Annotated in this window: 10 protein-coding genes; 2 read left to right on the forward strand and 8 right to left on the reverse strand. The window is 61.8% G+C overall.

What is annotated here, in order from left to right:
• Positions 1-50: 50 nt before the first annotated feature.
• The 5 genes from DXD48_RS02320 to DXD48_RS02340 form a co-directional block, all read right to left on the reverse strand.
• On the reverse strand, positions 51-2,234 hold the full coding sequence (locus DXD48_RS02320) for a DUF6020 family protein (protein WP_233506760.1): 2,184 nt from the start codon (positions 2,232-2,234) through the stop codon (positions 51-53).
• A 141-nt stretch (positions 2,235-2,375) separates the two neighbouring features.
• Positions 2,376-3,197 (reverse strand): prolipoprotein diacylglyceryl transferase, encoded by an 822-nt coding sequence (lgt, locus tag DXD48_RS02325; protein WP_117563821.1) that lies wholly within the window; start codon positions 3,195-3,197, stop codon positions 2,376-2,378.
• 110 nt (positions 3,198-3,307) lie between these two features.
• Positions 3,308-3,586: a NifU family protein gene (locus DXD48_RS02330; protein ID WP_035137589.1), complete on the reverse strand. Its 279-nt coding sequence runs from the start codon at positions 3,584-3,586 to the stop codon at positions 3,308-3,310.
• Positions 3,587-3,763: 177 nt separating this feature from the next.
• Positions 3,764-4,288: a dCMP deaminase family protein gene (locus DXD48_RS02335; protein WP_117563822.1), complete on the reverse strand. Its 525-nt coding sequence runs from the start codon at positions 4,286-4,288 to the stop codon at positions 3,764-3,766.
• 84 nt (positions 4,289-4,372) lie between these two features.
• Entirely contained in the window at positions 4,373-5,224 is an 852-nt protein-coding gene (locus DXD48_RS02340; RefSeq protein WP_117563823.1) for a type III pantothenate kinase, read from the reverse strand.
• Positions 5,225-5,416: 192 nt separating this feature from the next.
• Here DXD48_RS02340 and DXD48_RS02345 point away from each other — a divergent pair, with 192 nt between their 5' ends.
• Positions 5,417-7,120, forward strand: coding sequence for an OPT/YSL family transporter (locus DXD48_RS02345; RefSeq protein ID WP_117563824.1), 1,704 nt, complete (start codon positions 5,417-5,419; stop codon positions 7,118-7,120).
• A 200-nt stretch (positions 7,121-7,320) separates the two neighbouring features.
• Here DXD48_RS02345 and DXD48_RS02350 read toward each other — a convergent pair whose 3' ends face one another.
• Positions 7,321-10,776: a CAP domain-containing protein gene (locus DXD48_RS02350; RefSeq protein WP_117563825.1), complete on the reverse strand. Its 3,456-nt coding sequence runs from the start codon at positions 10,774-10,776 to the stop codon at positions 7,321-7,323.
• Positions 10,777-11,084: 308 nt separating this feature from the next.
• On the opposite strand from DXD48_RS02350, the gene DXD48_RS02355 reads away from it, so the two are divergent.
• A complete protein-coding gene (locus tag DXD48_RS02355) occupies positions 11,085-12,224 on the forward strand; it encodes a DUF389 domain-containing protein (RefSeq protein WP_117563826.1) in 1,140 nt (379 codons plus the stop codon).
• A 105-nt stretch (positions 12,225-12,329) separates the two neighbouring features.
• Here DXD48_RS02355 and DXD48_RS02360 read toward each other — a convergent pair whose 3' ends face one another.
• Both DXD48_RS02360 and DXD48_RS02365 read right to left on the reverse strand, forming a co-directional pair.
• Positions 12,330-12,779 (reverse strand): hypothetical protein, encoded by a 450-nt coding sequence (locus DXD48_RS02360; protein ID WP_117563827.1) that lies wholly within the window; start codon positions 12,777-12,779, stop codon positions 12,330-12,332.
• Between the two features lie 481 nt (positions 12,780-13,260).
• Positions 13,261-18,042 carry a 2-hydroxyacyl-CoA dehydratase gene (locus DXD48_RS02365; RefSeq protein WP_117563828.1) on the reverse strand — a complete coding sequence of 1,594 codons (4,782 nt, stop codon included), beginning with the start codon at positions 18,040-18,042 and terminating at the stop codon, positions 13,261-13,263.
• Positions 18,043-18,050 lie beyond the last annotated feature (8 nt).

Genomic DNA, 18,050 nt, shown 5'->3' on the forward strand with positions numbered 1-18,050 from the left:
GCGATGATGCCATCCTTTGGTGCAAAGCAACCTGTCCCCTTTACACCAAATTAGGACCAGAGAAGGTCGCTGCGAGTGATGGTGGCGCCGATGGCAAAGGGCATGCAGGCGATAACCGGATACAGGTAGCGCATATAGGTCGAACCGTTGCAGGGACCGATCAGACACACGGCGAGCACGCCCAGCAGCGGCACCCAAATGGCCAGCCCGCGCCACGAATGGCGGCGCAACAGGTAGACCACCACGGCGATCATAATCCACACATAGGTGGCCGAGCTCATGGTGAGCGAGATAAACGGAATGCGCTGCACCGCCACGCGATACAGGTTGATCAGGTGGTCGCACCAGCGCACAACCTTGCTATCGACCGGATGGAAGTCAAAGTACTTGAGGTTATCGGGCTTCGCCATAATCTCGGCACTGCGCGCCGTGCTGTAGACCCACGCATCGCGGGCACTCGGATAAAAGTAGCCGTAGTAGTTATTGATGAGCGCCGAGATGTAGCACTCGGGATCCTTTTTGAACATCTGCGCCCAGACCTCAAAATAGGCCTTGATGTCCTCCTGCGAAGCGTACTCGTTAAAGCAGTTCTTGACGGCGTCGGACTTGTCGGGGTTGTAACGGCGGCCCAGATTGTCGTACTTGAGCACACGGTCGATCACGGCACGCTCATCGTCGGTCACCAAGCCGTCGCAAGGAGCCTCCACGATAGTACCGTCCTCCTTAACCGTAGGGTTGACACCCGAGTTGAGGCCGTCGTGCTTTTGGACGAAACGAGCCGTCTGCTGGAACGGAATCGAGAGGATTTCGCGCTTGGAACCAGGCGTAATGTCGTGCGCCGGCATAAAGACCTTGGTGAAGTACATATTAGAGGCAAGGCAGAGTCCAAGCACCGCAAGAACTCCCACCCAGCGGAAACGCGAGATGGCGCCCGAAGGCGCAGCACCGGCCTGCTTGACTGCACGACGAGCCACATGCGCGTCCCATGCGCAAAACGCCGCCGCGATTACGCATGCCGCCAGGGGAAACACCAGGCCGCCGTTGCGCAGAAACGTGGAACCCATGGCACCCAGAGCGAGCAGCAGCCAGTCATGGCGCGCAAAGAGCACGGGCCTCTGTTCGCCCGCACGCTCGGCATTGGCATCGCGACGGGGCAGGCCGCAGGCCACGAGCTTCACGGTCTGCACCAACAGCACCAAAAACGCGTCGGCAAACAGCACATCTTTGGTAAGCAGGGCCGCGTAGTTGGAGAACATGGGCATAAACACAAAGAACAGCAAGATCACGCCGCGGACCGGCAGACTCACGCCCAGCTTGCGCAGCGACGAGATGGAATAGGCCATGCAGGCGGCCGTAATGACGAACTGAGCGCAGGTGTAGATGGCAAGACCTGCGTTGGCACTGTTGAACAGTGAAAGCCCCAGCTGGACGCACGAACCGATGATAGCCGTGTGCACCACGGGGTGATGTCCGTTGAGCAACACATTGGGATTGAGCAGACGCAGGTAGTCACTCGTGCCGTTGGGGTAGTTGAACCACTGGCGAATCTGCGCACCCGTATCTCCCATAAAAAGGCCGGGCAGCGAAGCGATGAGCGTGGGCGCCCAGGCGACCATAAGCACCAGGAAGGGCCCGACAAAGGGATGGACCGAAAGCACGGCGTGAGCCACACGCCATACGCGGCCAAAGTGCGCTTCGGAAAACGGAATGCGCCGAGAGCTCAGCCAATCTAGACACTCAAAAGCCAGGTAGAAGGCAACGACCGCCAAGAGCATCCAGCCCGCACCGCCTATCCAGGCGCAGATGATCCGAGCCTTGTCGCCGAGTACGATCTCGGCAGAATCGGTGAGGTCGTAGCTGCGGCCAAACACCATGCAGACGGCAAAGAACAGCGACGGAAGGATCACCGAAGGACGCCAAGCATCGCCGCGGCCAAAGAATACGTAGCGAAACGGCAGAGTGAGCAGGCAGGCAAGCGCAAGCAGCATGACCGCGTCGGTATGGCCGGCAAACGAGAGGAGCACCTCGTAGCACACGTACAGCATGCCCGAGGCTTTGGGGTCAATCGCCAAGACTGCGTTGCTCGAGACCGGCGCGGGATCGATGGAAAACGCCGTGGTCGCCAACAGCGCGAGCAGAAATGCGATGAGCGTCTGCTTGGCGGGGTAGCGCTTAAACCAGACGATGCGGGCAGCGTCGCGCGCAGCCGTTGTGGAGAGGTCGGAATCCTTCACAGTCCAAAGAGCCTTTCTAGAAACCCGCCAAAAAGGGACAGGTTTATTTTGGCAGGTTTTATCTGGGAAAACGTTACAGTTCTGCCATCGTTGCCCAGCAGACCACCACAAAGGCGCCTGTCCCCTTTGTGGTGGTCTTGGTTAGGCGTCCAGGTAGACGCGCTGGGGACGGTTGCGGTGTCGGGCGAAGATGATGAGCGCCAGACCCGCGATTACGAGCGGCAGGCTCAGCAGCTGACCCATGGTGATGACGCCGCCCAGCAGATAGCCCAGCTGGGCATCGGGGACGCGCACAAACTCGACGAGGAAACGGACGATGCCGTAGCCCATCACAAACACGCCCATAAACGTACCCTGGGGCAGCAGCGGTTTTTTGCGACTGAGCACCTGCAGGATGCAAAAGAGCACGATGCCTTCAAGAAACGCCTCGTAGAGCTGGGAGGGATGGCGTGGCACATCGCCCGCGGTGCCGCCAAAGACCACACCCCAGGGCAGATCGGTCGGCTTACCCCACAGCTCACCGTTTACGAAGTTGGCGCAGCGTCCCAGGCACAGGGCCAGCGGGGCGCCGATCACGGCAAGGTCGGCGACGGTCCAGGCGTCGAGCTTATACATGCGGCACACGATGATGCCGCCCAAGATGCCGCCCACCAGGCCGCCGTGGAAGCTCATGCCGCCCTCGTTGGTGGCAAAGATCTCGAGCGGGTGGGTCCAATAGTAGCCATCGCCGTAAAAGACGACGTAAAACAGGCGCGCGCCGATGATGAGGCCAAAGACCGCGCCGACCACGACGCTCGTCAGGTCATCGATCGTAATGTCGAAGCCCCAACGACGCTGCGTGCGGTACATAACGACCGCCGTGAGCAGGGCGCCGACCACGTAGGCCAGGCCGTACCAGTAGATAGTGATGGGGCCCGCCGAGATCGCGACGGGATCAAGCATATGGTAGAGGTCGTTGAGCATATCGATCCCCTGCTCCCTACGTCCAAATATGCGGCCGCGGGCCTTACGCTCGCAGCCGCATATTTGGACGTAACGTCTATGCGGAGCGTACCGTCCGCAGCTTTCGCGTCTTAGAACGGCGCGTACTCGTCGTACAGGTCCTCGGCCTCGCCGGAAGCATTGACCTGCTCAACGCGGGTAACGCCGGGCACATGCTCCTTCAGGATGCGCTCGATACCCATGGAAAGGGTTAGCGAGCTCATGGGGCAGCCGGCGCAGGCGCCCTGCAGCTCCAGCTTGACAACACCCTCGTCGTCGACCCCCACATACTCCATATCGCCGCCATCGGCCTGCAGGTTGGGGCGAATCTCTTCAAGAACCTTCTTAAGCAGCTCTTCGTTAACAGCCACAGGGGCTCCTTTCTCACAATTACGCGGGCGCGCCCGCGAACAGAAGCTATGTTACTACAGCCATGTACCCGCTCACGAGCCGTCCATGCGCGCAGACGCGACTTTCACGAGTAGTCAATTTGGGACGGGGCTTTTTTAGCTGCTTTTGCCGACGCCCGGCGCTAGCACACGCTGCCGCTACTGCTGAGTTTGTTCCCCGGTGCCAATGTGGACATCGACGATAACCTGGCGGTAGCTGATGCCGCAGGAGTCGAGAATGCGACGGCTGATGCGGCCGTCGTCGGTATCGGCGTACTTATTGTCCAGGTAGACGACCTCGCCCACGCCCACCTGCGCCAGGATCTTGGCGCAGTCGTGGCACGGGAACAGCGTGACGTAGACCGTGGATCCCTCAAGGTCTTTAAGCGAGCCGCGGTAGTTGAGCACGGCGTTGGCCTCGGCATGGACTACGTAGTTATGCTTGTCCTGTAGCGGGTCGTCGCTCGTACCCCACGGGAAAAAGTCGTCGTTGAGCGCCGAGGGCGTACCGTTGTAGCCCACCGAAAGGATACGGTGGTTGGTGCTGGCGATGCACGCACCCACCTGCGTGTTGGGGTCCTTGCTGCGGCGCTGCGCGGCGATGGCCACGCTCATAAAGAACTCGTCCCAGCTAATGACGTCCAGGCGCTTGCCTGACGAAGTTTGATGAAGATCGTCCGACATGGCAGACACCTCCGTAATCGCAATAGTTTGACCCATTGTAGCAGGTGAAAGGTGGAGGCGTTTGTCCCACCGGCGCCCTCACTTTTACACGCGGCGGGGCTTTTGGTTGATGCGGTAGAGCTCGGCGAGGCCCCGCAGCGTCAGCGCGTCGTCGACCGTCAGGCTGTGGCCGACCAACGCCGCGAGTGCCTCAGCGTCGTCGCCGGTAATGACGATGGGCACGTCGCCCTCCCCCGCGGCCTTGGTCGCGCGCATCTCGGCAAGCACCATGTCGAGCATGCCGTCGATGCGGGCCACCTCGCCCAGAACCACGCCCGAGCGCATCGCCTCGCGCGTGTTACGGCCGATTACATGCGTGGGTGCCGAGGGCTCGACCTGCGGCAGGCGTGCCGCAGCAGCCGAGAGCGAGCGGGCGCCGAGCGCCAGACCCGGCGCGATGACGCCGCCGACAAAGGTACCGCGCGCATCGATGACCTCAATATTGGTCGTAGTGCCCAGGTCAATCACGATGCACGGCGATCCGTAGACGGCGCGGGCAGCCACGGCGTCGGCGATGCGGTCGGGGCCGATCTCGGCCGGATCGTCGTAGTGCACGGGCATGCCGGTCTTGAGGCCCGGCCCCACCGTGAGCACACGCCCCGTGCATGTACGGGAAAGCGCCGTCTTCCACGGGCGCTCGAGCGCCGGCACCACGCAGCTCAGCACGGCAGCCGTGGGCACAAGCGCGCCCGGCATGCCCGCATCGGCTGCCAGTGCACCCATGACCTGCGCGAGCCTCATGCGCGCCTCGTCGGCTGTGATGCTCGACGGCGTGGTGATCTCGCACGTCGCGAGCGGGCATTCCTGTGCCGCGGCTGAATCCTCGGCAAACAGGCCAAAGCGAATGAACGTGTTGCCCACGTCGACCGTCAATATATATGCGCACCCATTAAGCATCGTCGGCGCTCCTTTCGTCTGCCCAGCAGTATATCGCCTACCTAAACCAGTCATCCCAAAATGACTAGCTTGCGGCTATACTGGTGCGCGGTCGCGCGCGAGCTCACGCGGCGGCCCTTGGTAACCCGACTTCCCGCGCCGTATCCGTAGCGGCGCTCCCGGGGGAAGCGGATATACGCAAAGGAGTTCTATATGAGCAATCCCTCGAACCGCGCCTCGATGCGCGGGCAACTCACGCTGCGCGGCGTCGTCATCGGTGTCCTTGGCTGCGTGATCATCACGGCAAGCTCGGCCTACACCGCCCTCAAGATGGGCGCACTCCCCTGGCCGATCGTCTTCGCTGCCGTCATCTCGCTGTTCTTCCTTAAGCTCATGGGCAACGCCAGCCTCAACGAGGCAAACGTCACCCACACCATCATGTCCGCAGGCGCCATGGTCGCCGGCGGCCTGGCGTTTACCATCCCGGGTGCCTGGATGCTGGGCTATGCCGACCAGATCAGCTGGCTCGACATGTTTATCGTGGCACTCGCCGGCACTATCCTGGGTCTGCTGGCCACCGCGCTCATCCACCGTCACTTTATCGTGGACGCCGCGCTGGAGTTCCCCACCGGCAACGCCGCAGCTCAGACCCTGCGCGCCACCGAGGCCGGCGGCAAGACCGGCAAGCAGCTCTTTGGTTCCATGGCCATCGCCGGCATCTACAGCGTGCTTCGTGACGCCCTGGGCGTGGTGCCCAGCATGCTGTGCACGCTCAACATCCCCGGCGTGACCTTTGGCATCTACAACTCGCCCATGCTGCTCTCCGTCGGCTTCCTCGTGGGCTTCGCCCCGGTCGCCTTCTGGTTTGCCGGTGCCCTGCTAGGCAACTTTGGCATCATTGTGGGCGGCACCGCTGCCGGTCTGTTCGACGTTGTAACCGCGCAGGGCATCGTCAAGTCCCTGGGTATGGGTCTCATGATGGGCTTTGGCGTCGCCGTCGTCCTCAAGGACATCCTGCCGCAGATCGCCGGCATCGTCCGCGGTCTTGCCGCCGACAGCTCCACCGACACCGACGAGCAGTCGCTCATCTCGGGCTCCCTTAAGCTCGACGCCGGCATCATCGGCCTAGGCGCTGCCGCCATCGCCGTGGTCATCGCCATCGTGCTTGACCTTGGCCCCGTTCCGGCCGTCATCGTCACGCTGTTCACCTTTGTCACCACCATCATGAGCGCACAGAGCTGCGGCCAGACGGGCATCGACCCCATGGAAATCTTTGGCCTCATCGTTATGCTCATCGTGGCTGCCTTCGCACAGATCGCTCAGGTCAAGCTGTTCTTTATCGCCGGCATCGTAGCCGTGGCGTGCGGCCTTGCGGGCGACGTCATGAACGACTTTAAGGCCGGTGCCGTGCTGGGCACCAACCCGCGCGCACAGTGGATCGGCCAGGCCATCGGCGGCATCGTGGGCGCCTTGGTCGCCGCAGCCGTCATGGTCGCGCTCGTCACCGCCTATGGCCCGGACGCCTTTGGCCCCGACAAGAGCTTTGTTGCCGCGCAGGCAAGTGTGGTCGCCACCATGGTCTCGGGCATCCCGAGCGTGCCGTGGTTCGCCGGCGGCTTTATCGCCGGCATCGTCATGTACTGGCTCGGCATTCCGGCCATGATGATCGGCCTGGGCGTGTATCTGCCGTTCTACATGTCACTCACGGCATTCCTGGGCTCCTGCGTCAAGCTCGCCTACGACAAGTGGTCCGCCCACCGCGACGCCACCGCTGGTCTTTCTGACGAGGAGAGGGCTGCCAAGGACGCCGCCTTCCAGGAACAGGGCCTGGTTGTCGCCAGCGGCCTGCTCGGCGGCGAGTCCATCGTCGGCGTTATCCTGGCGTTTGTCTCCGTGGGCTTAAGCCTGCTGGGCTAAGCTGAGCAGCTGCTCGACGGCAACCATATTGCCTACGACTTGCCCGGTCGGTAGCTTTTGCGGCTGCCGACCGGGCTTTTTGATACCAACGCAAAGAAAGGCCGGCGCGCTGCGTATGACAGCGCGCCGGCCTTATCGTTTGGCTATCGAGACGGTCCCGCTATGAACCGAAGTTCGTTGCAGAAACTACGCTCGAAACGCTACATCTGCTTGCGACGACGATCGCCGAGCGTCACACCCGCAGCCACGAGTGTAATACCGCCGATAACGAAGACCTCGCCCGCAAGCGCGGAGTCATCACCGGTCTGGGCGAGCGCGGCAGGCGCAGCCTGTTTCTTGGCAACGGAGACCTTTGCAGCAGCCTGCGCAACCTGAGGCTTGGCCTGCGGCTCAGCCTTGGGATGATACTTGTCGTACTCGGCCTGAGCGGCAGCCAGGGCATCCTTGGCATCGCCAAGCTCGGCAAGCGCGGCGGCATAGGCGTCGTTGGCATCGGACAGCTTGGCATCGGCATCGCTCAGAGCAGCCTTGAGACCAGCGGCGGCATCGACGGCGGCCTTATAGCGAGCGTAGGCAGCGTTCAGCTTGACCAGCTTCTCGTTACCCGTCGTGCCCGCGGCAAGGGATGCCTTGTGGTCGACAGCCTCAAGATCGGCCTTGAGCGCCTCGTCGTTGGCAAGCTCGGCCTTGGCCTTGACGATATCGAGGTTCGCATCGACGACGGCTTCGTTGGCGGCCTCGAGCTGCTTCTGGGCATCGGCGACACCGGTGACGGCAGCGTCATAGGCGGCCTTGGCGTCGTCGACCGCCTTCTGAGCGCCGGCGAAGCGCTCGAAGGCCTTGTTCGCGGTAGCCAGCTCGCCCTCGGCGGCCTTGGCCTTCGCCTGTGCGTCGGACAGGGTCTGCGTCTTGGCGGCAACTGCCTGCTTGGCGCCCGAAAGAGCGGTCGCGGCGTGCACATCTGCGGCCTGAGCCTTGTCAACGCCAGCCTGGGCAGTGTCGTCGGCCTTCTTGGCATCGTTAAGCGTGCCCTGCTTGTTCGCAAGATCCGTCTTGGCGGCATCGCGCTTGGCGGTAAGATCCTTGACCGAAGCAGTGGCATTGTCATACGCCTCATTGGCCTGCTCGGACTTTGTCTTGGCGGCGTCGCGGGCGCTGCGAGCCTTCGCCTTGTGAGCAGCGGCCTCGGCTGCCTTCGTCTTGCTGTCAGCAAGCGTGGCGTTTGCCTTATCGAGAGCTGCCTGGGCAGTGGCGGCCTTGCTCTTGGCGGCATCGAGGTTCTGCTTGAGGGACTCGATGTCGATTCCGCCGAGTGCGTCCTTCGCGGCGTCGTATGCCGTCTTCGCGGCGGCGGTGTCGGACTTAGCCTTCTCGTACTCACCCTTGGCGGTGTTCATGTTCACATCTGCTGCGGTGAAAGCGTCCTGGGCGGCATCCTGCCCGTTTACAGCTGCGAAGTAAGCTTTCCTAGTAGTTCCAAAGTTCTTCTGCGCCTCGGCGAGCTTGCCCTGAAGCTCCTTGAGCTGCTCCTTCTGCTCCTGCGTGCCGCCTGCGTTGTAAGCGGAATCGATGTAGTCGTTGAGGAGTTTCTTGAACTCGGAGACAGTGAAATCGGCCTGAGTGTCATCAGCGCTGTAATCGAATATGGTTACCTCGGAATCGGTGTTCTTACCGCTACCGGTCGCGATACCGATAGCCTTCGTGCCGGCATCGATGATGTTGAGATAGTGCCCGCACTCTTTGTAGATGCTGTAGTAGTGCTGGTAGATATAGTATGAATCATATCGATGGCTTCCAAGTGCGTCACCATACTGTTCGACGTACTTATCGAATGCCTTTTTCTCCTGGGTGTAGAGACCGGTATATGGCCAGCCAAGCGTATCCTCGGTCTCGCCGCCGGTATATGCGCCGCCTCCGCCAGCAAGATTTTCGCCGTTGTCGAAGTAACAGTTCGAGTGTCCCCAGATGTTCGATGAATATGATGTATTAAGAGCGGCTGCCGCAGTCATGCGGAGGCTGACGCTGAGCGCCGACTGACCGTTCGCCTTGCGGAGGTTGTTCTGGGTGTCGAGATATGTCAGGGCGTTGCGCATCTGCTCCAAGGAAAGCGGGTTGGTGTCGCGAGACATGTCCTGATCGACGTACTGGTCATACCATTCGGCCTTGTCAGCGGCACCGGTCAGCATCGATACGGCTTCCTGGGCGTTCTTTTTCTGCGTGGCTGTGAACTGGCTGCCGTCGCTAATATAGTTCATGAAGCCGAGTATACCTTGGCTGATGACTTCCTGGTCAACGGTCATGTTGGACTTGAGCTCAGCAATCTGCTGCTCAAGAGCCTCAACCTGGACATTAGCAGCGTCATAAGCCTTTTCCGCGGCGTTCGAAGCAGCGCAGGCTGCCTCCCACTCGCTGCGCTTCTGCTTGCGAACTTCGACAAGCTTATCGTACTCCGCCTTCTTGTCGGCCTCGGTCTGCTGGGCCTGCTCGTATGCCGTCTTCGCGGCGTCACGCTTACTGGCCGCGTCCTTGTACTCCTTGTTTGCCGCATCGTATGCAGACTGGGCAGATGCCACAGCAGCGTTGGCGGCGTTGGCCTTCTCCTGCGCGGCAGCGACGGCAGCCTGGGCGGCCTGCAGATTTGTCTGTGCGGTGGCGTCGGCATCCGTCGCGGCATTGAGCTCCGCCTGCGCGGTCTTGAGCTCACCAGCAGCAGCTTTCTTGGCGGCCTCAAGCGCACTCAGGTCAACACCCGTACCCGAGACGGCAGCATCGAGCGCGGCCTGCGCCTGGTTGAACTTCTGCTGGGCGTTATCGCGCGCGGTGGTTGCGGCTGCGAGAGCAGCGGCAGTCTCCTGCTTCTTGGCCTGGGCAGTCGTCAAAGCCGCCTCGGTATTCTGCTTTTCCTGCTGGGCGCTGGCCTCGGCAGCCTTGGCCTGGTCCAGATTGGCCTGTGCAGTAGTAACGGCCTTATTGGCGTCATCGAGCTTTGCCTGCGCGTCCTCGACGGCCTTCTTGGCGGCCTCGTACTCGTCCATACCCATGGCCTCGAGCTTGGCCTGGGCATCATCGAGGGCCTTCTTGGCCTCATCCTGCTTTGCCTTGGCGTCCTTGAGCGCCTGGGTCTTATCCTCGACACTCTTGTTGGCCTGTTCGAGCCGATCGTTCAGGTCGCCCAGCTTCTTCTGCTGCTGCTCGGTCTTTTCGACGGCGGCTTTGAGCTCGTCAATCTTCTCCTGGAGCGCGGCGACTTCTGCTGCGTTCTGCTCGGCGGCGTTATCGGTCACGGCCTGCGAGGCCTGATTCTTTTGCTGCTGCGCCTGCTTTTGAGACTGGCCCGCCGCGTCGGCCTTCTTCTGGGCGGCATCGTAGGCGGCCTGAGCGTCCTTGAACTGCTTTGCCGACTCCTCGGCCAGCTGGGCAGCCGTCTTTACGACCGCTTGGTTACCGGCGGCAACGGTGTTCTCTACAGAACTACCCCCCCCCTGAACAGAATCGCCGTTATCTGCCGTCGGTGCGGCGATTGCCGCCAGCGGCGACATGAGCGGCTGAGCGATGAGGCCCGCCGTCAAAACGGTTGCGACGGCGCGGTTGGCAACGCCCTTGACGTTGACGGCCTTAGCCCGAGGCTCAAAGTGTTGTGGACTGTAGTTTGCCATGGCTTTCTCCCTTTGACACGGATGTATCCATACGATTCAAACTGTAGGTGCCGATTTTTGAATTCTGTTGCGCAACATTGGTCACCAGCGGATTTTTTTGAAATTCGCGCTCTCGTGCTTCACAATTTCGTCACATATGTAGGAGCTGGTGCATCATATTCTTGCGGGATCGAATTGAGCCTGTGATTTGCATTTGCTCCCGCGTCATCCGCCCTATCGGATCCCGCATCCAACAGACACCCCGCCCGCCACGGTGTAGAGTTAGGACAACGGGCGCGTTGCGCGGCCCGTGCCAGAACGAGGTGGACATGGAACTCGACAAACAACAGATCAAGCGACTACGCGAACGCCATCACCGGCGCCACGGCATCCGCCCCGCCCATAGCGAGGCCATGGAGAACGCCACCCGCTTCCTAAAGCAAGCGTTCAATATTCGCGAGGGTCGCGCGCCCTACCACGTGATTCGCAAGCGCTTTGTAAACGGGGCACGCCTGACCGGCTCTCACCTGTGCATCCTCATCATCGCCATGCTCATCGCAAGCATCGGCCTCGATATCGACTCGGACATCGCCATCGTGGGCGCCATGCTCATCTGCCCGCTTATGGGATCGGTCCTTGCCATGGCATACGGCATCGCCACGCTCGACCGCGAGATTACCGTCGAAGCCGTCGCCGGCCTTGCGCTGCAAATGGCCTTTTGCCTGGTCACATCCACGTTGTACTTTAAGCTCTCGCCCCTTGGCGCCACCACAGCCGCCATTATCGACAACTCGACGCCCACCGTGTGGGACCTCGCCGTCGCGCTCGCCGGCGGCTTTGCGGGCGGCCTAGGCAACTCACGCGACCAGGAGCCCGCAACGCTCATCGCCGGCGTGGCCGTGGCGACCGCGCTCATGCCGCCCCTGTGCGCGGCGGGCTATGGCATCGCCATCGCAAGCGGGTCGCTGTTTCTCTCGGCGCTTTACGAGTTTGGCATCAACGTCGTCTTTATCGCGCTGGCGGCCGAAGCCGTACTACTTCTTTTGCGCGTGCCGCTCAAGCGTGACCTCAACGGCGACGGCATTGTGACCGCCGAGGAAAATGCCGAGGTCGACGAGCTGTCGCGCAAAGTGCGCCGCCGCATCATCGTGGACACGATCATCTTTGCCATCCCCTGCATCGTTATGACCGCGGGGTCCATTGGCTCGGCGCAGGCCGGCGTGCAGGACGGCTACGGCATCACTGAGACCACGCGCGAGCTTGCCGCGGTGCTGCCGGGCTTTAAGGATTACACCGTTGCCGTCGAGACCTCGGCAACTGAGGGCAACGAAGAAGGCATTGTCGAGCGTGAGATTGTCGCCCACGTGACGACAAGCGAGGCGCTCGGGGCGCACGACCGCCACGTCGCCCGCAAGCTCATCGACCTCAATGTACCCGAACTCGATCGCGTGGAGTTTGATGTGAGGTAACGCAGGGCGCAGGCCGAGACGAGGCGCAGACGCGGCACGAATACGAGCAAAAAGCGGGGGCGTAGTTCATGACCGCGCCCCCGCTCGCTGCTTTATTGCCGTAAATCAACTTTCCACATCGACATCGCCGGACTCCACCATAAACGCCGGATAAGTGCTCACCAGATTAAAGCGGGTCACCTTGGTATCTCTAAATAGGTAGAGCCAACCCTGATCGCGTCGACGCGAAATATACGCCACGTGGACCGTACCGAATTCTTCACCGTTTTCCTTCTTTAATAACAGGATGTTGGGGTCATCCGTACGCTTAAACTGCCCGTCTGTGCAGATTCCGTCTTGGTCGACCAGCTGCCATCGACAGTTGTCCTCCTCAAGAAAAGCCAGGGTTTCCCGACTCGTTTTGTCATCCCGATAGTAACCATCAATGGCAAAGCCTTCGGAAACGCATTCCTGCATATAGGACGTTTCTCGGCTTATAGCAAACAGCCCTGTAGCGCCCAGGAGCACAGCCAGGCAGACCACTGCAAGGGTTATCGAGACAAAACGGCGGCTCATGTTAGCCAGCCCGATACTTGTTTAACGGAGCACGAAACATACTTGGTACCTCCGATATCAGCGCAAACGTCACCTACGGCCCGCCGGCAATCATATGTTTCCAACATCAAACCATATGGTTACAACTCGTTGGAGATAGGTTCCATGAACGGACGATAATTTGCGGCGAACGGCTACATATGTTCATTATCTCAGGGTTCTGGAGGCAATTTTTGGTGCCACCGAGACGTTGTTTTCGGAAGTATGCGGCAAATTCCGGAGCCCTCGAGCACACCCCGGTTTTTCACCAATAAAACCGCAGGCACAGAGCTTGGACATATCCAGCGTGCTCGGCCTATTCAAATTTTGCCGCATACTTCCGAAATCTAAGTTCGCAGGGGGTGATAGTTGGACCGTTTACGCAACAGATGTCCAGTAAAAACGGGTGGTAACCGGTACGGCTGCCACCCGTTTGTCCCATATCTAGCCCATAGCAGGCCAGTTACTTCTTAATGCCGCGTCCCAGGCGCTCGGCGACCGATGCCACGGCCTCCTCGCTGGCCGGCCCGCAGCTCACACAGCCGTCATGAGCACGCATCTGGCCGGTGACCTCGTCCATCGCGAGCGGCGCCACCTTCTCGAGCTTAAAGCCCTTACCGGCGCGCATGTTCTCCTTCGCCACGCTGATCATGAGCTTAATACGGTTGAGCTGGTTGACCTCGGACGCACCGGGGTCGTAGTCCACCGCGACAATGTTGCTCTCGGGATGCTGACGGCGCAGCTCCTTGATTACGGCCTTGCCCACCACATGATTGGGCAGGCACGCGAAGGGCTGCGTGCAGATGATGTTGGGCGCACCGTGGTCGATCAGGTCGAGCATCTCGGCTGTGAGCAGCCACCCCTCACCCATGTTATTGCACACCGATAGCACCGTGCGGGCCTTGTCGGCCATGGTGCTGATACGCTCGGGCGCCTCAAAGCGCTGGGACTTCTCGAGCAGCTCCTCAACCGGCGTACGCATCCAGTCCACGAGCTTGATGAGCGCCTGCATGCCCGCACGTGTCGTAGCGGAGCTGCCCAGCTCGTCCTTTTGCAGCTCGGCGTTGCTCATGGAGTACAGGAAGAAGTCGAGCAGGCCCGGCACCACGGCCTCGCAGCCCTCGCGCTCGATGACATCGACCACGTGGTTGTTGGCCGTGGGGTGGAACTTGACCAGGATCTCGCCGACCACGCCCACACGCGGCTTGGTGCCCTCGCCCACAAGTGGCATGGTGTCGAACGCGCGAATGGCCTCACGGCACAGCTTGGTGTAGTTATGCCTGTTGAACTTGGGCGCCAACTTGCGAGCGCGCGCCATGTACTCCTCATAGAGCGCGTTGGCGGCACCGGGCGTGGCCTCGTACGGGCGGCAGCGGTAGAGCATCTGCATCATCACGTCGCCAAAGAGCACCGCGTAGACTGCCTGCTTAAGCAGCGCCGGCGTCAGCTTGAAGCCGGGGTTGTCCTCGCCAAGCGCCACGGCCGAAAGCGAGATCACCGGGATCTCGGGGTGGCCGCTCTCGCGCAGGGCCTTGCGGATGAGCGCGATGTAGTTGGTGGCACGGCAGCCGCCGCCGGTCTGGCTGATGACCACGGCGGTCTTGGACAGGTCGTACCGACCGCTCTCGATGGCCTCCATAATCTGGCCCGTCACCAGAATCGACGGGTAGCAAATGTCATTGTTCACATAGCGCAGGCCAGCCTCGACGGCATCGTGGTCGGTCGAGGGCAGCAGCTCCAAGTTGTAGCCGGCACCGCGGAACACCTCTTTGACCAGGTCAAAGTGGATCGGCGCCATCTGCGGGCACAGGATGGTATAGCCCTCGTCGCGCATCTGCTCGGTAAAGGGCACCTTGGGCCATGCGGTCGAAGCACTCTCGCGCTGAGCCTCGAACGTGTACTTGCGGCTCGCGAACGCGGGGGCATCCGTGGAGGGCGCCACCGGCGCAGCGTCGCCCTGCTCAAAGACCTTGCCCGCAGCCGTGGCCTCGGCCAAGCGCTCGGCCTCCTGGTCCTTGAGTGCCGCCATGAGCGAGCGGATGCGAATGCGCGCGGCGCCCAGGTTGGACACCTCGTCGATCTTGAGCACGGTGTAGATCTTGCCACTGGCCTCCAGGATCTCCTGCACCTGATCGGTGGTCAGGGCATCGAGGCCGCAGCCGAAGGAATTGAGCTGGATCAGGTCCAGGTCGTTGCGCATCGTCACAAAACGGGCGACGGCGTACAGGCGACTGTGGTACATCCACTGGTCGACGACGCGAATCGGACGCTCGGGCTTTACCAGATGCGCGAGCGAATCCTCGGTAAAGACCGCAAAGCCAAAGCTCGAGATAAGCTCGGGCAGGGCGTGGTTGATCTCGGGGTCGTTATGGTAGGGACGACCGGCGAGCACGATGCCGTGACCGCCGTGGTCCTCGACCCACTTAAGAGCCTCCTCGCCCATGGTCTGGATGTCCTCGTGGAAACGCGCATCGGCCTCAAAGGCGGCGTTGACGGCGGCATCGACCTCGGAGCGCGTGATCTTGGGACCGCGCACGCGTCCGCGACCGGCCTCAGCATCGGCCACACGGTCGACGGCGAGCACCTGGTACAGACGGCGCTTGAGCTCGGTCTTGTCATGATAGGGCACAAACGGGTACAGGAACTCGATGTTCTGCTCGCGGATCTCGTCGATGTTGAGTGCCAACGCCGTGGGGTAGCTCATGACGATGGGGCAGTTGTAACAGTTGCCGGCGGTCGGATCCTCCTTGCGCTCCCAGCGCACGCACGGCATCCAAATGAAGTCGACATCGCGGTCGATGAGGTTCATCACATGGCCGTGGCTCATCTTGGCCGGATAGCACACGCTCTCGGACGGCATGGACTCGATGCCCGCCTGGTAGGTCTTTTTGCTCGACTGGTCAGACAGCTGCACGCTAAAGCCCAAGCGCGTAAAGAACGCGTGCCAGAAGGGGTAGTTCTCGTACATGTTGAGCGCGCGCGGGATGCCGACGGTGCCGCGCGGGGCCTCGTCGGGGCTCAGCACCTCGCGGTTAAAGAGCAGATCGTTCTTCTTTTTGAAGAGGTTGGGCGCCTCGGTCTTTTGCTTTTTGTGGCCGGCACCCTTCTCGCAGCGGTTACCGGTAATGAAGCGCCTGCCGCCGCCAAAGTCGTTGACGGTGAGCTGGCAGTTGTTAGAGCAACGGCCGCAGCGGACGTGTTTTTGCGTCACGGTGAGGTGTGCGATGTCCTCGGCAGAAAGAATGGTCGAGGTGCCGTCGGCACCAGCGCGATCGCGGGCGAGCAAGGCCGCACCGTAGGCGCCCATGCAGCCGGCGATGTCGGGACGCACGGCGTGAACGCCGGTGAGCTGCTCGAACGCGCGCAACGTGGCGTCGGACATAAAGGTGCCGCCCTGAACGATCACCTGGCTGCCGATCTCCTTGGGATCGCGCAGCTTAATGACCTTGAACAGGGCATTCTTGATGACGGAATAAGACAGGCCGGCCGCGATGTCGCCCACCGTGGCGCCTTCCTTCTGCGCCTGCTTGACGCGCGAGTTCATAAAGACCGTGCAGCGGCTGCCCAGGTCGACGGGGGCCTTGGCATGGATGGCGGCATCGGCGAACGCGCGTACGTCCATGTTCATAGAGACGGCGAAGCTCTCGATAAAGCTGCCGCAACCCGACGAGCAGGCCTCGTTGAGCATGATGTGCTCAATCACGCCGTCCTTGACGCGCAGGCACTTCATGTCCTGGCCGCCGATGTCCAGGATAAACTCGACGCCGGGCAGGAACGCCTTGGCGCCGCGCAGGTGGGCGACGGTCTCGATCTCGCCGGAATCGGCCTTGAGGGCCTCGATGAGCAGCGCCTCGCCGTAGCCCGTGGTGGTCACGTGGCCAATGGTGCAGCCCGCGGGGATGTGGTTGTAGAAATCGGCCATGATGACCTTGGCCGTGCCCAGGATGTCACCGTTGTTGTTGCCGTACCAAGTGTGCAGCAGTTGACCGTCCTCGCCCACGAGCGCGGCCTTCATGGTGGTGGAGCCGGCGTCGATGCCGATGAACACGCGGCCGGTGTAGCCGTCGAGCTTGCCCTTGGGGACGACTTCCTGGTCGTGGCGACCCTTGAACTCGGCAAAGTCCTCGTCGGTGGCAAAGAGCGGATTCAGACGCTCGACCTCGGCGCCCTGCGTGTCGCCCAAGCTGTCGATGGCCTCGATGAGCTGCGGGAACGTGCTGAGCTTGTTGGACTCGTGCGCCATGGCGGCGCCGCTCGCCACAAACAAGTGAGCGTTTTGGGGCACGATGCGGTGTTCCTCGTCCAGGTTGAGCGTGAGGTAGAAGCGGTGGCGCAGCTCGGAGAGATACTGCAGCGGGCCGCCCAGGAAGGCGACGTTGCCACGGATGGGACGGCCGCACGCCAGGCCCGAGATGGTCTGGGTCACAACGGCCTGGAAGATGGAAGCGGCCACGTCCTCGGGGCGGGCGCCCTCGTTGAGCAGCGGCTGGACGTCGGTCTTGGCAAAGACGCCGCAGCGGCTGGCGATGGGATAGATGGTGGTGGCGTTGGCCGCGAGCTCGTTGAGGCCGCTCGCGTCGGTGTGCAGCAGGGTTGCCATCTGGTCGATGAACGCGCCCGTACCGCCGGCGCAGGTGCCGTTCATGCGCTGCTCGATGCCGTTATCAAAGTAGATGATCTTGGCGTCCTCGCCGCCCAGCTCGATGGCGACATCGGTGGCCGGGATGAGGGTCTCGACGGCACGCTTGCTGGCGATGACCTCCTGGACAAACTCCAGGTCGAGCCACTGGGACAGCAGCAGGCCGCCCGAGCCGGTAATGGCGCAGGTCATCTGGGCCGTCGGCAGCACGGTCGCAGCGCCTTCGAACAGGTCGCGGGCGCAGGCACGGACGTCGGTGTGGTGGCGCTGGTACTTGGCGTAGACGATCTGGTTGTCGTCGTTGAGCACGGCGAGCTTAACAGTGGTGGAGCCCACGTCGATGCCCAGGTGTAGGTTGCCGCGGGCGTTCTCGGGATTGAAGATCGCGCCTTCGGGGGCGTGGGCGGCGGCTATGGGCTCAGCGGCGGTGGCGGGCTCGCTAGTAACGGACGTCTCCCCTGCCGCGTTCTTGGCATCGGCAACTGCCTCGGCAACTTTCTCGGCTGCCGCGGTCGCGGCCTTCTGCGCGGCGTCCACCACGGCGGGCGCGGCCTCGCGTGCGGCAGCAACCATACGATCCTTGATGCCCTCGACGAGTTTGCTCATCTGTCTCT

Source organism: Collinsella sp. TM05-37 (genome assembly GCF_003436455.1).
In the GTDB taxonomy this organism is placed as follows: Bacteria; Actinomycetota; Coriobacteriia; order Coriobacteriales; family Coriobacteriaceae; genus Collinsella.